General features: G+C 59.7%; 18 protein-coding genes. 1 reads left to right on the forward strand and 17 read right to left on the reverse strand.

Features of this window, described 5'->3' with window-relative positions:
• Window positions 1-103 precede the first annotated feature (103 nt).
• The 14 genes from rplK to RWM61_RS06950 all read right to left on the reverse strand — a co-directional run bounded on the left by rplK (window position 104) and on the right by RWM61_RS06950 (window position 11,331).
• A complete protein-coding gene (gene rplK / locus RWM61_RS06885; RefSeq protein WP_313998861.1) occupies window positions 104-529 on the reverse strand; it encodes a 50S ribosomal protein L11 in 426 nt (141 codons plus the stop codon).
• Between the two features lie 122 nt (window positions 530-651).
• Window positions 652-1,185, reverse strand: coding sequence for a transcription termination/antitermination protein NusG (gene nusG / locus RWM61_RS06890; protein ID WP_313998863.1), 534 nt, complete (start codon window positions 1,183-1,185; stop codon window positions 652-654).
• Window positions 1,186-1,207: 22 nt separating this feature from the next.
• A complete protein-coding gene (secE, locus tag RWM61_RS06895; protein WP_313998865.1) occupies window positions 1,208-1,417 on the reverse strand; it encodes a preprotein translocase subunit SecE in 210 nt (69 codons plus the stop codon).
• A 14-nt stretch (window positions 1,418-1,431) separates the two neighbouring features.
• Entirely contained in the window at window positions 1,432-1,581 is a 150-nt protein-coding gene (gene rpmG / locus RWM61_RS06900) for a 50S ribosomal protein L33 (RefSeq protein ID WP_081666981.1), read from the reverse strand.
• Between the two features lie 494 nt (window positions 1,582-2,075).
• A complete protein-coding gene (gene sigH, locus RWM61_RS06905; protein ID WP_313998869.1) occupies window positions 2,076-2,726 on the reverse strand; it encodes an RNA polymerase sporulation sigma factor SigH in 651 nt (216 codons plus the stop codon).
• A gap of 120 nt (window positions 2,727-2,846) precedes the next feature.
• Window positions 2,847-3,377 carry an NYN domain-containing protein gene (locus RWM61_RS06910; RefSeq protein WP_313998871.1) on the reverse strand — a complete coding sequence of 177 codons (531 nt, stop codon included), beginning with the start codon at window positions 3,375-3,377 and terminating at the stop codon, window positions 2,847-2,849.
• A 1-nt stretch (window position 3,378) separates the two neighbouring features.
• Entirely contained in the window at window positions 3,379-4,203 is an 825-nt protein-coding gene (gene rlmB / locus RWM61_RS06915; RefSeq protein ID WP_313998873.1) for a 23S rRNA (guanosine(2251)-2'-O)-methyltransferase RlmB, read from the reverse strand.
• A complete protein-coding gene (locus RWM61_RS06920) occupies window positions 4,196-4,666 on the reverse strand; it encodes a ribonuclease III domain-containing protein (RefSeq protein ID WP_313998874.1) in 471 nt (156 codons plus the stop codon). Before RWM61_RS06920 ends, rlmB begins: the two co-directional genes overlap by 8 nt.
• Window positions 4,663-6,117, reverse strand: a complete 1,455-nt coding sequence (cysS, locus tag RWM61_RS06925) for a cysteine--tRNA ligase (protein ID WP_313998922.1) — start codon at window positions 6,115-6,117, stop codon at window positions 4,663-4,665. The genes RWM61_RS06920 and cysS overlap by 4 nt, the downstream gene beginning before the upstream one ends.
• Complete coding sequence (gene cysE, locus RWM61_RS06930; protein ID WP_313998876.1) at window positions 6,111-6,788, reverse strand: serine O-acetyltransferase; 678 nt, start codon at window positions 6,786-6,788, stop codon at window positions 6,111-6,113. The genes cysS and cysE overlap by 7 nt, the downstream gene beginning before the upstream one ends.
• A 496-nt stretch (window positions 6,789-7,284) precedes the next feature.
• Window positions 7,285-8,748 carry a glutamate--tRNA ligase gene (gene gltX / locus RWM61_RS06935; RefSeq protein ID WP_313998878.1) on the reverse strand — a complete coding sequence of 488 codons (1,464 nt, stop codon included), beginning with the start codon at window positions 8,746-8,748 and terminating at the stop codon, window positions 7,285-7,287.
• 29 nt (window positions 8,749-8,777) lie between these two features.
• Window positions 8,778-9,260 (reverse strand): 2-C-methyl-D-erythritol 2,4-cyclodiphosphate synthase, encoded by a 483-nt coding sequence (ispF, locus tag RWM61_RS06940; protein ID WP_313998880.1) that lies wholly within the window; start codon window positions 9,258-9,260, stop codon window positions 8,778-8,780.
• A 20-nt stretch (window positions 9,261-9,280) separates the two neighbouring features.
• On the reverse strand, window positions 9,281-10,024 hold the full coding sequence (ispD, locus tag RWM61_RS06945; protein WP_313998882.1) for a 2-C-methyl-D-erythritol 4-phosphate cytidylyltransferase: 744 nt from the start codon (window positions 10,022-10,024) through the stop codon (window positions 9,281-9,283).
• A gap of 209 nt (window positions 10,025-10,233) precedes the next feature.
• A complete protein-coding gene (locus RWM61_RS06950; RefSeq protein WP_313998884.1) occupies window positions 10,234-11,331 on the reverse strand; it encodes a PIN/TRAM domain-containing protein in 1,098 nt (365 codons plus the stop codon).
• A 158-nt stretch (window positions 11,332-11,489) separates the two neighbouring features.
• On the opposite strand from RWM61_RS06950, the gene RWM61_RS06955 reads away from it, so the two are divergent.
• Complete coding sequence (locus tag RWM61_RS06955) at window positions 11,490-11,885, forward strand: DUF1573 domain-containing protein (protein ID WP_313998886.1); 396 nt, start codon at window positions 11,490-11,492, stop codon at window positions 11,883-11,885.
• A 93-nt stretch (window positions 11,886-11,978) separates the two neighbouring features.
• Here RWM61_RS06955 and pssA read toward each other — a convergent pair whose 3' ends face one another.
• The 3 genes from pssA to radA form a co-directional block, all read right to left on the reverse strand.
• Window positions 11,979-12,716: a CDP-diacylglycerol--serine O-phosphatidyltransferase gene (gene pssA, locus RWM61_RS06960; protein WP_313998888.1), complete on the reverse strand. Its 738-nt coding sequence runs from the start codon at window positions 12,714-12,716 to the stop codon at window positions 11,979-11,981.
• 118 nt (window positions 12,717-12,834) lie between these two features.
• A complete protein-coding gene (gene disA / locus RWM61_RS06965; RefSeq protein WP_313998890.1) occupies window positions 12,835-13,911 on the reverse strand; it encodes a DNA integrity scanning diadenylate cyclase DisA in 1,077 nt (358 codons plus the stop codon).
• Window positions 13,912-13,923: 12 nt separating this feature from the next.
• The gene (gene radA, locus RWM61_RS06970; protein ID WP_313998892.1) at window positions 13,924-15,291 is read right to left on the reverse strand and encodes a DNA repair protein RadA; all 1,368 of its coding nucleotides are present in this window, start codon (window positions 15,289-15,291) and stop codon (window positions 13,924-13,926) included.
• Window positions 15,292-15,512 lie beyond the last annotated feature (221 nt).

Raw genomic sequence — 15,512 nt, forward strand, 5'->3', positions numbered from 1 at the left:
TGTGGTGTTAGCGGAAAATCCCCTTGCGGATGATCCTCCCACGCGCGGAACGCTGTCCGCTTGCCGGATCGGCTCCGGCGCGGCGCCGCTTGAGCGGCGTCGATCAGTCTACGATCGTTACGCCCATCGAACGGGCGGTGCCTTCGACCATGCGCATTGCAGCCTCAACGGTTGCAGCGTTCAGGTCAACCATCTTCTGCTCCGCGATTTCGCGAACCTTGTCGCGCTTCACGGTAGCGACTTTCTTCTTGTTCGGTTCACCGGACCCTTTCTCGATACCGGCCGCGACGCGGAGCAATACTGCCGCCGGCGGCGTCTTGGTTTCGAACGTAAAGGAACGGTCCTCGAATACGGAAATGACAACCGGAATGATCAGACCTGCCTGATCGGCCGTGCGCGCGTTGAATTCTTTACAGAACGCCATAATGTTGACGCCGGCTTGACCGAGTGCGGGACCGATCGGCGGAGCCGGGTTGGCTTTGCCTGCCGGTACTTGAAGCTTGACCATCTTGATGACTTTCTTTGCCATGTGCACACCTCCTTGCCCTAGTTTCGATTCGCGTCCTCGCGAACCGGAAACGACATCGAGCCCTCCGCCTCACGAGCGGCGCGCCTTGCGGACGGCCGACGCGGCTTGCGGAAAACCGGACGTCATATCTTCTCCACTTGCGCGTAATCCAGCTCAACCGGGGTTTCCCTGCCGAACATGTTGACATGAACCTTGAGCTTGCTCTTGTCGAACAAAACCTCTTCCACGGTGCCGACAAAGTTGGCGAAAGGCCCGACTTTGACGCGAACGGTTTCCTTGAGATCGAACTCTATCTTCGGCTTGGGCTCTTCCATGCCCATATGCTTCAGAATCTGTTCGACTTCCTCCGGCAGCAAAGCCGTCGGTTTCGATCCGGAGCCTGTCGAGCCCACAAAGCCCGTCACGCCCGGCGTGTTGCGCACGACGTACCAGGAATCGTCGGTCTGAATCATTTCCACCAGGACGTAGCCGGGGTAAACTTTGCGCATGACGGTCTTTTTCTTCCCGTCCTTGTTTACCACTTCTTCCTCCATCGGGACGAGCACGCGGAAAATCTTGTCCTCCATGCCCATCGATTCGACGCGCTTCTCCAGGTTCGCCTTTACTTTGTTCTCATACCCCGAATAGGTATGGACAACGTACCATCTTTTTTCCATAACAGCCACCTTTGGACCCTTCTTAAACGATCAGTTCGATCAACGATGAGATCCCGATGTCAAGAAGCCAGAAGTAAATCGTCACAAGCGCGATCGTCACGAGTACGACAATCGTATAGCTTGTCAATTCCTTACGGCTTGGCCAGCGGACTTTCTTCAACTCCGCCCAGCTGTCGGCAAAGAAGGCGAACGACGACCCGAAGCCCTGCTTCATTCTAGCCAAAAATGTCACGTCTACACCTCCAGTTATCTCGTCTCGCGATGAGGAGTATGCTCGTTGCAAAACTTGCAAAACTTCTTCATCTCGATGCGGTCGGGGTGATTCCGTTTGTTCTTGTTGGTCGTGTAGTTGCGCTGCTTGCAATTCGTGCACGCCAGAGTGATGATAACCCGCATTGAAAATCCACCTCCCGAACTATAAAGCCGATTAAGTCTTTATATCGAACCGTACAACGGTCCCTCACCCGGGCGCAACGGCTTTGACCGTCCAACGTACGGCCAGGCCGTATCGCGGAAACATGTGTTCAAAAAAAATAACCGCTCGCATTTACAGGGCTACCTAAAACACTTTATCACAACGCTATATGCGTGTCAACGAAAATAAACCGCTCCGCCGCTCGGAAAGATCGGGCCGCGACGCGGTTCCGGCCGCCCCTTGACATGGGATTCAACGTCCATTATCACCCGGTTTGCCGGTCTGTAACCCTTTCAAGGCGAAAAAACTGCATATCCACACAATTAATAGTCTACTGCGGAGTGAAACAAACCGCTTTACCGCTTCTCCTGCACCGATACACAGAGACACAATAAAAAAAACCCCTTGCGTCGGCAAAGAGTTCGGTTGGTATTCGCAATCGATAGTAAAATAAAAATTCCGCCCGTATAGCCGCTTATCCGCCGACGTTCCGTATTTCCAGATAGCGTTCAAGCTTGCGCTTCACCCGCTGCAACGCGTTGTCGATCGACTTGACGTGACGGTCCAGATCGACCGCGATCTCCTGGTAGGAGCGGCCGTCCAAATACAGCATCAGCACCTTGCGTTCCAGGTCGCTTAAAATCTCGGACATCTTGTCTTCAAGACCGATAAACTCTTCCTGGTTGATGATCAGTTCCTCCGGATCGGAAACGCGCGAGCCGCAGATCACGTCCAGCAGCGTCCTGTCGGAGTCTTCATCGTAAATGGGCTTGTCCAAAGAAACGTAGGAATTAAGAGGAATGTGCTTCTGGCGGGTGGCGGTCTTGATCGCGGTGATGATCTGCCGCGTGATGCACAGCTCCGCGAACGCCTTGAACGAGGCCAGCTTGTCTCCCTTGAAATCGCGGATCGACTTATACAGACCGATCATGCCTTCCTGGACGATATCCTCGCGGTCCGCGCCGATCAAAAAATAGGAACGCGCCTTGGCGCGTACGAAATTCTTATATTTGTTGATCAAATACTCCAGCGCTTCCCCGTCGCCATCGCGCACCGCTTCCACAACGTCTTCGTCCGTTCGGCAGTCATATTCGTGCATTCTCGGTTCTTTGAGGTCGATGCTCACGAACTATCCCTCCGGCCTGCAAGGCGTACTCTATTCAACTCTATGAAACATAGAGCTAGTATACATTATGTAACCTGACACCGTCAATAACGCCTTTGTCCGGGAACCCCCCGGCGGTTTTCATTCGCGGTTTCCCCGGCGCAGCCTTTCCAGCTTCGTTCTGACGTCCAGGCTCAGCACCCCGTCCAGCGGGTTTCGCTTGCCGGGCGGCCGGACCGCCGCCGAACGCTCGATCGCTTTGCGGTTCTGCTCGATGTCGATCAGCAGCTCGCGGGCCGACAGCCTGAGCGCCCCTTTGCCGAAGGCCACATGCTGCTCGACGAGGTCGGAGGTCGCAACGTAGATGTTGCGCCCCCGCTTCGCCAATTCGGCGACGAGCCTTTCGATGCATTCGTCGGCCGTTTCTTTTTCCTTGGTGTAGATGACCGTAAGCTTGTACTGGCGATACGTGGCTCCGAGCCCAGGCACCCGGTGGGCATCGAACACGACATATACCTTAAGCCCCGAGTACCCTTGGTAATCGGCCAGCTTGTCCAGCAGCCGGTCTCTCGCTTCCTCGAAATCCACGTCCTTGAGCCTCTCCAGCTCGGGCCAAGCGCCGATCATATTATAGCCGTCAACGAGCAGCACATCGCCCGGTCCCCCGGCCATATCAGCCCTTGCGCCGCGCGCCGGCGCCGCCTTCGCCGGCCGCCGCCGAACGCGAGGCGTTCAGCCGCTGGCGGACAACCTCGTACATGAGAACGCCGGCCGCGACCGAGGCGTTCAGCGAATTCAGGCGGCCCGCCATCGGCAGCCTGACGAGAAAATCGCATTTCTCGCGGATGAGCCTGCCGATCCCTTTGCCCTCGTTGCCGATCACGACGGCGAGCGGCATGTTGAAATTCGCGCGGTATACCTCGTCGGCGTCATTCACATCGGTGCCCGCGATCCAGATGCCGCGTTCCTTCAGCCGGTCGATCGTCTGGGCCAAATTCGTCACCCGCGCGACCGGCACGTATTCGACCGCGCCGGCCGACGTCTTGGAGACGGCAGCCGTCAAGCCGGCGGAGCGGCGCTTCGGAATAATGACGCCGTGCACGCCGGTGCATTCCGCGGTCCGCAGGATGGAGCCGAGATTGTGCGGGTCTTCGATTTCATCGAGCAGCAGCAGAAAAGGCTCCTCGCCCTTCGCTTCGGCCGCGGCGATCAGCTCGTCGACCTCGAAATACCGGTAGGCGGCTGCCTGCGCGACGACGCCTTGATGGGGAACGCCTTGCGCGAGCTGGTCCAGCTTGCGCTTGTCCGCCGACTGGACGATGATGCCGAGGCGTTTCGCCTCGGCATAGATCGGCTGCGTCAAGCCGCGCTGCGCCCCTTCGGCGATCCATATCTTGTTGATTTGCCTGCCCGCCCGCAGCGCCTCCATGACGGGATGCTTGCCGGCGATCCATTCCGCTTGCCCTTCCTCGCCGTTCCGTTCATCACGGTCAGTCAATGCCCTCATCCTCCTTGCGTTCCGGTAAAGCCGGCCGGTCTGCGCCCTGCCCGAAGGCGACTCCGAGAAGCACGTTCAACCGGTCCAATCTTCCCGTGTAATATAAATAGCCGACCAGGCATTCCAGCGCCGTCGCCTGCCGGTAATCCCGATGATCCGCGTTTTTCGGCGGCGCGCCGGACTTGGCGTTGCGTCCCCGGCGCACGATGTCGCTCTCCTCTTCGGACAGCAGCGGCATCCACCGCTCCAGCAGTTCTCTCTGCGCCCGCGCCGACACGAAACGGGTCGCGCTGCGGTGAAGGTGATCGGACTTATGGTTCGGCAGAGAAACCAGATACTGCCGCACGAACAGCTCGAACACGGCGTCTCCGACATAAGCCAATATGACCGGATTGATCAAGTTCGGCGGCTTGGCGGGCGGGTGAAGGTAGAACGTCCCCGTCGTCCCCATCGTTCCCGTCATTTGCGCCGCCACCGGATGCCCTGCGGCGTATCCTCAAGCAGGATGCCCTGTGAGGCCAGCAGATCGCGGAGCTCGTCGGCCCTGGCCCAATTTTTCGCCTTGCGCGCTTCATTCCGCTCCTCAATAAGACGATCGATCTGTTCATCCCGAAGCCCTTGTTCCGCGCCGCCGCCGGGCAAGAAGCCAAGCACGCCGTCGAAGTACGCGATGAGGCCAATGAACGTCCGCAGCGCCGCTCCTTCCGCGATTTCCCGCTTCAAGTAATGATTCGCTTCGCTTACCAGATCGAACATGGCCGTCACCGCGTCCGGCGTGTTGAAGTCGTCGCTCATCTTCGCATGGAACCGTTCGCGGATCTCCGTCAACCGCGCGTCGAGCTCGGCGTCGCCTGTCCGCAGCTCGCCTGCCGGAGAGAACGCCGCAACGCCATCCCCTTTGTCGGCGAGCGACCCCAACGCCTTCAGCCGGTGCTCGAGGTTGAGCGCGCAATTCGCGATCCGTTCGACGCTGTTCTCCGCCTGTGCGATCGTCTCCTCGCTGAAGTTAAGCGGACTGCGGTAATGCGTCGAGAGCATGAAGTAGCGCACCGCGGCCGGCTTCGTCCTTTTCAACAGCTCCTGGACGGTAATGCCGTTGCCGAGCGACTTCGACATTTTCTCATTGTTGATATGAATATATCCGTTGTGCAGCCAATAGCGCGCGAGCGGCTTGCCGGTCAGCGACTCCGATTGCGCCACCTCGCACTCATGGTGCGGGAACTGCAGGTCGTGCCCGCCTCCGTGGATATCCAGCGTGTCGCCCAAATATTTGCGGGCCATCGCCGAGCATTCGATATGCCACCCCGGCCGGCCGGGGCCCCACGGGCTGTCCCAGAAAATCTCGCCGGGCTTCGCGCTTTTCCAAAGCACGAAATCCTGCGGATTTTCCTTTTTCTCGCCGACCTCAATCCGGATGCCGAACTGCAGCTCCTCTAGATTCTGGTGCGAAAGCTTGCCGTACTCCTCGAACCGGCTTGTGCGGAAGTACACGTCCCCGCCGCTCTCATAAGCGAAGTGCTTCGCGATCAGCCCTTCGATAAACGAGATGATGTCGCCGATATGATCCGTTACGCGCGGATTCAGCGTCGCCTTGCGCACACCGAGCGCCTCGATATCGTCATTAAAAGCGGCGATGAAGCGGTCGGCCACTTCCGGCACGGTCGTCCCAAGCTGCTCGGCCTTGCGGATCAGCTTGTCGTCGACATCCGTAAAGTTGACGATATACGTCACTTCATAGCCGGCCGTCTCCAGATAACGGCGCACGACGTCGAAGAAGATCACCGGCCGGGCGTTTCCGATGTGGATATAATCGTAGACGGTCGGTCCGCAGACATACATTTTCACTTTGCCCGCCTCAAGAGGTTCGAACGCCTCCTTAGCGCGCGTTAGGGTATTATACATGCGTATCATGATTCCGCCTCGCCTCCGTCGCCTATGCTGTTCTTCTTCTGTCTTGCAAGCTCCGCCTTCAATTCGTGGATTTCCTTGTACATCGACCGGAACATCTCGAGTACCGGGTCGGGCAGCTGCGTGTGGTCCAGCCTGTGCCTGTCTCCGCTGACGCGCTCGCCGTTGGTCTTGACGATTTTGCCCGGGATGCCGACAACCGTGCTGTTCGGCGGAACCTCGCGCACAACGACCGAATTGGCGCCGATATTCGAATTATCCCCGACTTTGAACGATCCCAACACTTTCGCGCCCGAACCGATGACGACGTTGTTGCCGATGGTCGGATGGCGCTTTCCCTTTTCCTTACCCGTGCCGCCCAGCGTGACACCCTGATAAATGACGACATCATCGCCGATTTCGCACGTTTCCCCGATGACGACCCCCATGCCGTGATCGATGAAAAGCCGGTCGCCGATCGTCGCGCCGGGATGAATCTCAATACCCGTCATGAAACGGCTCGCCTGCGAAATGATGCGCGCCAGCGTAAAAAACCGCCGTTTGTACAGCATATGCGCGATGCGATGGGCCCATATGGCGTGCAGGCCGGAATAAGTGAACACAACCTCGAACCTGCTCCGCGCCGCCGGGTCATTCTCGAAAACAGCCTGTATATCGGAGCGTATGTGACGAAACATCGGCAACCCCCTCTCTCTCTCTCAGCCCAAAAAATAAAGCCTCTGCAGCCGAAGCTGCAGAGGCGTGTATACCGCGGTCCCACTCTGCCCGGAAGACGGAAACCGCCTTCCCACTCTTGCGTTGATAACGGGCACGACCCGTTGCCGCCTACACCTTGCGACGGCCGCGGCGCCTGAGCAAGCTAACAGGCGCGTCCGGCGGTCGGGCCGGTTCGGGGCAAGGCTCCCAGGCGCATGTTCGGTTTCCGGGACCCGGACGACTTCCACCCTGGCCGAGAGCGCCGCCAACTTCAAGCGCCTCCGCATGCCGGTCGTCCTCTCTGCAGAATCCTGCGGGAAACGTACTTTTCCTGTTCCAAGCCTTTGCACATGTAACAGACGAATCTGGTTTATTGACAGTATACAACTTAGGGCCGCCGCCTGACAACCATAAGCGCCGGAAACCGTGCTCCCTGCGCGCAAGCGGAGGCAGGCTCGGAGCAGTACGGGCCGCTGTTTACAGCCGCGCCTCCACCCGCTCGGCCACCTTCCGCTTGCCCAGCAGCGCGATCGTCCGGTTCAAATCCGGCCCGTGCGTCTGTCCGGTCACCGCCGCGCGGATCGGCATGAACAGCTGCTTGCCCTTGAAGCCGGTTTGCTGCTGCACGCCTTTGACGATTGCCTTTACCGCTTCGTCGGTGAACGCGTCTTCCGGGCAGCCGTCCGCCGCGGCCAGGAAAGCGCGCAGCACCGCCGGCACCTGCTCCTCGGCCAGCACGGCGGCCGCCTCCTCCTCGTCCTCGACCGAGTCGCGGAAAAACAGCTCGGTCAGCGGCACGATGTCCGCCGCGAACCGCAGCTTGTCCTGATACAGCGCGACCAGCTCGGTCACCCATGCATGGCGGGCCGCATCCAGCTCGTCCGGCACGCGCCCCGCCCGCCTCAGGTGCGGAAGGCACAGACCCACCACGCGCTGCACGTCGGCTTTTTTCATATATTCATTGTTCATCCAGGCCAGCTTCTGCGTGTCGAACACCGCCGGACTTTTGCTCAGGCGAGCCGCATCGAACACGCCGATCAGCTCCTCGCGGGTGAAGATCTCCTGCTCGCCCTCCGGCGACCAGCCGAGCAGGGCGATGAAGTTGAACATCGCTTCCGGCAAATAACCGAGCGCGTCGTACTGCTCGATGAACTGGATGATCGATTCGTCCCGCTTGCTCAGCTTCTTCCGGTTCTCGTTGACGATCAGCGTCATATGGCCGAACGCCGGCGGCTCCCAGCCGTGCGCCTCGTACACCATCAGCTGGCGGGGCGTGTTGGAGATATGGTCCTCGCCGCGCAGCACATGGCTGATTCTCATCAGGTGGTCGTCCAGCGCGACGGCGTAGTTGTACGTCGGGATGCCGTCCTTCTTCACAATGACGAAGTCGCCGATGCCGTCCGACTCAAAGCTGATCGTCCCCTTGACCATGTCGTCGAACGTATAGGTTTTTCCCTCCGGCACGCGGAAGCGCACGCTCGGCACCCGGCCCTCCGCCTCAAAAGCCTGCTGCTCCTCGGCCGTCAGATGACGGCAGCGGCCCGAATAGCGCGGCATTTCGCCCCGGGCGGACTGCTCTTCCCGCTCTCGCTCCAGTTCCTCCTCCGTGCAATAGCAGCGGTAAGCCAGTCCCTTGTCCAGCAGCTCCCGCCAATGCCCGCGGTAAATGTCGAGACGCTCGGTCTGCCGGTAAGGGCCGCAGCCGCCGCCGATATCCACGCTTTCGTCCCAGTCGATGCCGAGCCACTTCAAATAGGTCAACTGGCTCTCCTCGCCGCCCGCGATATTGCGCTTCAGGTCCGTATCCTCGATCCGGATAATGAAGGCGCCGCCCTGACTGCGCGCGTATAAATAATTGAACAAGGCCGTTCTCGCATTGCCGATATGCAAATGTCCCGTCGGCGATGGCGCATAGCGGACACGCACGTCGTTCGTCGTCATGAATCGCAACCTCCCGTCAATTGTAAAGCCTATCGTTCATCCCGCACCAGACAGACCACCGACTGCGCCGCGATCCCTTCGCCCCGGCCGGGAAAACCGAGCCGCTCGGTCGTCGTCGCCTTCACGTTCACCCGGTCGGGCTCCGCCTCGAGCACACGCGCGATAATCGCGGCCATCTGCGGAATGTAGGGCGCCATTTTCGGCTGCTGGGCAATGATCGTCGAGTCGACGTTCCCCAGCCTGTAGCCCCGTTCCTTAGCCAAAGCCCAGACATGCCCGAGCAGCTGCACGCTGTCCGCGTCCTTGAAGGCGGGGTCCGTGTCCGGAAAATGTTTCCCGATGTCGCCGAGCGCCAGCGCGCCCAGCACGGCGTCCGCCACGGCGTGCAGCAGCACATCCGCGTCGGAGTGGCCCAGCAGCCCTTTCCCGTAGGGGATCGTCACGCCGCCGATCACGCACGGCCGCCCTTCCTTCAACTGATGCACGTCAAACCCTTGTCCGATTCGGATCATGTCGTCCCGTTCTCCCTTTCTCACAGAGCCCCGCCGGACGTCCCGCCGCCGCGGCCGGCAAGCAGAAACGCCGCGTAAGGCAAGTCGTCCGGCGTCGTTATTTTGATATTGGTATAATCGCCCGCCGCTACCGCCACCGGATGGCCGTACCGCTCCACGACCATCGCGTCGTCGGTGCCGACGAAGCCTTCCCGCTCCGCGCGGCTGTGGCATTGCTCGAGCAGGTCGCGGCGAAACGCCTGCGGCGTCTGAATCGCCCACAGGCTGCGCCGGTCGGGGGTCGACTCAATGATGCCCGCCGCGTCGACCTTCTTGATCGTATCCTTGACCGGCACCGCCAGTACGGCCGCCCCATGGCGGTATGCGGCCTCCATGCAGCGCCGCACCGATTCCGGCGTAACCAGCGGCCGCACACCGTCATGCACCATCACCCACGGGGTGCGCGCCGCCGCCAGTCCGAGCCTGACCGAGTGCTGTCGCTCGCCGCCGCCGGGGACGACCGCCGCCACTTTCCGCAGCCCATGCTCGGCGGCGAGGCGGCGGCAGCGTTCCACATCCCCGGCTTCCGTCACCAGCACGATGTCGCGAATCTCGCTCATGCCGTCAAACACGGCAAGCGTATGCGCCAGGATCGGCTTGTTCAGCAGCGGCAAGTACTGCTTGCTTTCCGCCGCGCCCATACGCGTGCCGCGTCCCGCGGCAACGATGACGGCGCTCCACTGCGTACCGGCCCCGCCCGCCGGTTCTCCCTTTGCTTCGTTCATCCTCAACCTGCCTCGCTGCCCGATAGAATATTCCTATCATACACCAGCCATTCCGCACTGTTCAATAAGCGGCTGCCGGCCGCTCCGCCACAAGCCGCAGCTGACGCAGAGCCGCAGACTCCCGGAAGCGGCAGAAGGCGCCGGCCGCCCGCCGGCGGATTCGTTCATCCGCGGAGCGGGCGGCAGGCGCCGCCTTGCTTCCCTTATGCTCACTGCGCCTTCTCCAGCAGCTTCGGCTTGGCGAAAATCATCCGGCCCGCCGATGTCTGGAGCACGCTCGTGACAAGCACCTCCATGGTCGTGCCGATGAAATCCCGTCCGCCTTCCACCACGATCATCGTACCGTCGTCCAGATAGGCGACGCCTTGGCCGTGCTCCTTGCCGTCCTTGATCACCTGCACGACGATTTCCTCGCCCGGCAGCACGACCGGCTTGACCGCGTTGGCCAGATCGTTGATGTTCAGGACCGACACGCCCTGCAGCTCGCACACCTTGTTCAGGTTGAAGTCGTTCGTCACGACCTTTCCGCGCAAAGCCTTGGCCAGCTTGACCAGCTTGCTGTCCACCTCGCCGATTTCCTCAAAGTCGCCTTCGTAGATCAGTACCTTGACGTCGAGCTCCTTCTGAATTTTGTTCAGAATGTCGAGACCGCGCCGGCCGCGGTTGCGCTTCAGCAAATCGGAAGAGTCCGCAATGTGCTGCAATTCCTCAAGGACAAACTCGGGAATAACCAAGGTGCCTTCAATAAAGCCCGTTTTGCAAATGTCCGCAATGCGGCCGTCGATGATGACGCTCGTATCCAAAATTTTATGTTCCTCGAACCCGCGGCCGGTTTCCTCCGCGGCCTGCGGATTGCGTGCCGTCCAGAACGCCTGTGCCGCGCCGGCCAGTTCCTCTTTTTTGCCGAGCCCGATCCGCAGACCCATATAACCGAAAAATAACGTCAACGCAGCCGGCAGCATCACACCCGCTCCGCTCAAACCGGCGACCGCCGGATACAGCAGCGCGGATACCGCCAAACCGGTCAGCAGCCCGATGCTCCCCGCCGCCAAATCGCCGGTCGGCACGGAAGCCGCCCATTCCGCCCCCTCCTGCATCCGCCGGATGATCGTTCCCGCCAATATCGTCGCCACGGCCAAGCCGCCTAGCGCGCCCAACCCGACGTTCGTGTAGTACGCGCCCGATTGGCGCATCGCGCCGAAAGCCGCGTCGGTCCAGACGGCGCCGGCGTTCATCCAGCCATGCACGAAATCGCCGGCCATTCCGCCTGCGATCAGGCCCAGCAATTGTATAAGTCGTTTGACCATTTCGTTCACCTCCATTACCATTATGCGCCGATTTGGGACGAGTTAACCGTGGAAGGAACATTTAAACAGCCGGTCAGGTGAGAAAATCTTTTTTGTAAATCGGCCCCGGCATGTTCTATAATGATGGAGAAAGCAAATCACGAAATGAGGTGGAATGGATGAGCGCCTTAACGCTGGACCAGTTTCAGCAGCAGGTATCGGAGTTGCTGCTTCGCCATCGCAGTTTGCTGGACGTCATGACCAAATTCGGGCAAGCGGGAGCTTCCGTCAACCGAGCGGTGTCCAAGGCCGTAACCGAATGCGGGTGCATCGAGGTCAACGCGCGGAAGCAGGATTATCCCGACGAGCTCGATATCGAGCAAGTCAAAATCAAGCTGGATCACCACACGAGCGGCCGTTTGTGCGAGAATTGCAAGGACGTGCTGCGAACCGAGCTCGGCAAAAGCCTGTTCTACATGTCCGCCCTCAGTAATTTGCTGGACATCAAGCTGGAGGATGTCATTGAACAGGAGTCCAAGAAGTGCTCGACGCTCGGCATTTTCAATTTAACCTGACCGACATCATGCGAATAGATCCGATGAAAAAGAGGCTTCCCGCCGTCACGCCACGTGACGAAGGGGAAGCCTCATTTGATTCGAAACGGAACCCTATGCGCTGTGCTCCGATTTCGCGTCGGCGGCCGCTTTCGCCTGCCGGCGCTTGCGCGCTTTGGAAACGCGCCGATCAACGTTTTTTTTTAAGCCGTACAGCGCGTAAAGCACCAGGGGAACGAACAGGATTTTGGAAAGATGCTGAGGGAACAGGACGCCGAGCACGACGGCGACGCCGACGACGATCGGAATGACCCACATGGCGCCCTTCGGGATGCCCACTTTCTTGAAGTTCGGATATTTGATGTTGCTGACCATCAGGAAGGACAGGACAATCATGCTGCTCAGCAGCACCGCGGCGGGAATCTCTTTGTAGAACAGCGCCAGCGTGCTCGCCACGCCGCCGGCGGCCGGAATCGGCAGGCCGATAAAATAGCCCGGGGTGCCCGCTATCACATTGAACCGGGCCAGCCTCAGCGCTCCGCAGATCGGGAAGATGGCGGTCACGATCCAGGCCGCGGCCGGATTAAGCTCTTGAAACGCGACGACATACATGATGAAGGCCGGCGCCACGCCGAACGAGATGACGTCCGACAAGGAATCCAGTTCTTTGCCGAAATCGCTTTGCGCGTTCAAGGCCCGCGCGACTCGTCCGTCGACCCCGTCGAGCAGCATCGCGATGATCACCATCATGGCGGCAAGCTCAGGCCGTTCATTAAATACGAGAATGATGGCAATGATCCCCAGGAACAGGTTGCCGATCGTAAACAGACTCGGTATCGATTTCGTGATCATCTGCTCCACCTCATCTTTACTATACCCCAATCGCGCAGCAGGAGCGATTCTGACTTGGTTTACGGCGTGGAATTTTTAGGGGATATCCATTCTTACACATCTTATTATCATATGAAAATTATATTTGCCTGTCAATGAACACCTGCTCCTGAATCCGCTTGAGCCCTTCCTTGATGGCACGGGCCCGTACCTCCCCGATCCCGTCCACCTCGTCCAGCTCCTCGATCGTCGCCATGACGATATGCGGCAGATGCCCGAACCGTTCAACCAGGTTGTTCATGATGATGATCGGAAGCCGCGGTATCTTGTTCAGCAGCCTGTAGCCGCGCGGCAGCACCGGTTCCTCGGACATCGCGCCGGAGTTCGGGTAACCGAGCAGGCGGATGACGATGCCGGCGTCCAGCAGCTCCTCAGATGTCAGTTTCTTGAGCCCCGCGCGGATTTCCCTGATTTTATCGTCATGATTATCTTTCACATAATCCTTCAGCAGAAACCATGCGTCTTCTTCCACGCCGCCGACAAGCTCCTCCATCTGCATGCTGATCAGACGCCCTTCGGTGCCGAGCTCGTTGACGTAGCGCTTAATCTCCATTTTGATCCGCAGCACCCGCTCGAGCCGCTGAATGACGCCGGCCACCTCCTGCAGCGTAACCATCTCCTCGAATTCGGACGCCGACAGATTCGTGAAATCCTGGCTGAGCACAGCCTTGTATTTCTCAAGCGTCTGGATCGCCTGGTTCGCCTTCGTCAGGATGACCCCCATATCCTTGAGCGAATAACGCAGGCTGCCCTGGTACAGCGTGATGATGTTGCGGCGCTGCGATATCGAGACGACCAGCTTGCCCGTCTGTTTCGCCACCCGCTCCGCGGTGCGGTGCCGGATGCCCGTCTCGATGGACGGAATGGAGCTGTCGGGAATGAGCTGGGTGTTCGCGTACAAGATTCTGCGCAAATCCTCGCTTAGAATAATCGCGCCGTCCATCTTGGCCAACTCATACAAATAGTTGGGCGAAAAATCGCAGTTGATCGAAAAGCCGCCGTCCACCACTTCCATCACCTCGGGGCTGTATCCGACGACAAGGAGCGCTCCCGTCTTGGCGCGCAGAACGTTCTCAAGCCCTTCGCGGAACGGGGTGCCCGGCGCGATCAGCTGCAGCAGCTGGTTCATGATTTCTTGCTGGTTCGTTTCCTTCATCGATGGCTCCCCCTATCCGAGCGCCGCCCGCAACGCTTCCGCCACCGTGCCGACGCCGATCATTTCGATGCCGCCCGGCGGCTTCCAGCCTTTCAAGCTTCTGTCCGGCATAATGACTCGCTTAAACCCGAGCTTCTCCGCTTCCTTCACGCGCTGCTCCGCCCGCGACACGCCCCTTACTTCACCGGTCAGTCCCACCTCGCCGAAAAACACGTCGTAAGGGCGGGTAGGCGCATCGCGGAAGCTGGAGGCTAGGCTCACAGCCGCCGCCAGGTCGACGGCCGGTTCGTCCAGCTTGACGCCCCCGGCCACGTTCACATAGGCGTCCTGGTTCTGCAGGAACATGCCCATCCGCTTCTCCAGCACCGCGATGATGAGCGCCATCCGGTGATGGTCGATGCCGGCCGACATCCGCCGCGGCGACGGAAAATTCGTGGCGGCCACCAGCGCCTGCAGCTCGACCAGCACCGGTCGCGTGCCTTCCATGCTGGCTACCACGGTGGAACCCGACACGCCGAGCGGCCGTTCCGACAGGAACAGCTCCGACGGGTTATCCACCTCGCGAAGCCCGTCCTCTCCCATCTCGAAAATGCCGATCTCGTTCGTTGAGCCGAACCGGTTCTTGACGGCCCGAAGCAGCCGGTACGAATGGTGGCGTTCCCCTTCAAAATAAAGCACGCAGTCGACCATATGCTCCAGCAGCCGCGGCCCGGCGATCGCGCCTTCCTTCGTAACGTGCCCGACAAGCACGGTCGCAATTCCCTTTACTTTGGCGATCCGCATGAAGTACGCCGTGCACTCGCGTACTTGCGAGACGCTCCCCGGCGCCGATTGAACCGACGGATCGAACACCGTCTGGATCGAGTCGATAACGAGAAAATCGGGCTGAACATGCTCGATCGCCTCGCCGATCGATTCGATGTTCGTCTCGCAGAGCACGTATAGCGTGTCGGTCAGCGCGCCGAGCCGATCGGCCCTCATTTTCGTCTGGCGTACCGATCCCTCGCCCGAAATGTATAATACCGTCAGCCCTTTGGCCGCCAGCGCGTGAGAGGTTTGCAGCAGCAGCGTCGACTTGCCGATGCCGGGATCGCCGCCTACCAGAATAAGCGATCCCGGCACCACGCCGCCGCCGAGCACCCGGTTCAGCTCGCGCATGCGCGTCTCGATGCGCGGCTCGCGTCCGCTCTCTATATGTATGATCGGCTGCGGTTTTTCTTTCGTGTGAATGAGCTGCGTACCGAGGCCGGCCGTGCGGACGGCGGTTTCCTTTTCCTCGACCATCGAGTTCCAGCCGCCGCATCCCGGGCACTTGCCGAGCCATTTCGCCGACTCCGTGCCGCATTCCGTGCAGATGAATTTGCTTTTTAGTTTGGCCATTCGGCGCTCCTTTTGTCCGTAAGCGTAATCAAAGAGATTTTACCATTATCGGCGCGGCGTTGAAAGCCCCGCTTGCCATCCAACGATACTAATTCACTCCCAATAATGATAAAATAATATCCCTATTGAGATGTGGCATACCATCCATGTGAATTGCCGGGATAAATAACGGCGCTAAACATCGGTAAACAGTGGAAAAAATGCACCCAGCAAACGGGTAA

Source organism: uncultured Paenibacillus sp., from assembly GCF_963515335.1.
Taxonomy (GTDB): Bacteria; Bacillota; Bacilli; order Paenibacillales; family Paenibacillaceae; genus Paenibacillus_I.

What these genes read in the sequence shown, in the direction of transcription:
- rplK (WP_313998861.1), bottom strand. Translation starts at nt 529, where the DNA reads ATGGCAAAGAAAGTCATCAAGATGGTCAAGCTTCAAGTACCGGCAGGC.
- nusG (WP_313998863.1), bottom strand. Translation starts at nt 1,185, where the DNA reads ATGGAAAAAAGATGGTACGTTGTCCATACCTATTCGGGGTATGAGAAC.
- rpmG (WP_081666981.1), bottom strand. Translation starts at nt 1,581, where the DNA reads ATGCGGGTTATCATCACTCTGGCGTGCACGAATTGCAAGCAGCGCAAC.
- RWM61_RS06910 (WP_313998871.1), bottom strand. Translation starts at nt 3,377, where the DNA reads ATGGCCGGGGGACCGGGCGATGTGCTGCTCGTTGACGGCTATAATATG.
- RWM61_RS06920 (WP_313998874.1), bottom strand. Translation starts at nt 4,666, where the DNA reads ATGACGGGAACGATGGGGACGACGGGGACGTTCTACCTTCACCCGCCC.
- cysE (WP_313998876.1), bottom strand. Translation starts at nt 6,788, where the DNA reads ATGTTTCGTCACATACGCTCCGATATACAGGCTGTTTTCGAGAATGAC.
- gltX (WP_313998878.1), bottom strand. Translation starts at nt 8,748, where the DNA reads ATGACGACGAACGACGTGCGTGTCCGCTATGCGCCATCGCCGACGGGA.
- ispF (WP_313998880.1), bottom strand. Translation starts at nt 9,260, where the DNA reads ATGATCCGAATCGGACAAGGGTTTGACGTGCATCAGTTGAAGGAAGGG.
- ispD (WP_313998882.1), bottom strand. Translation starts at nt 10,024, where the DNA reads ATGAACGAAGCAAAGGGAGAACCGGCGGGCGGGGCCGGTACGCAGTGG.
- RWM61_RS06950 (WP_313998884.1), bottom strand. Translation starts at nt 11,331, where the DNA reads ATGGTCAAACGACTTATACAATTGCTGGGCCTGATCGCAGGCGGAATG.
- RWM61_RS06955 (WP_313998886.1), top strand. Translation starts at nt 11,490, where the DNA reads ATGAGCGCCTTAACGCTGGACCAGTTTCAGCAGCAGGTATCGGAGTTG.
- pssA (WP_313998888.1), bottom strand. Translation starts at nt 12,716, where the DNA reads ATGATCACGAAATCGATACCGAGTCTGTTTACGATCGGCAACCTGTTC.
- disA (WP_313998890.1), bottom strand. Translation starts at nt 13,911, where the DNA reads ATGAAGGAAACGAACCAGCAAGAAATCATGAACCAGCTGCTGCAGCTG.
- radA (WP_313998892.1), bottom strand. Translation starts at nt 15,291, where the DNA reads ATGGCCAAACTAAAAAGCAAATTCATCTGCACGGAATGCGGCACGGAG.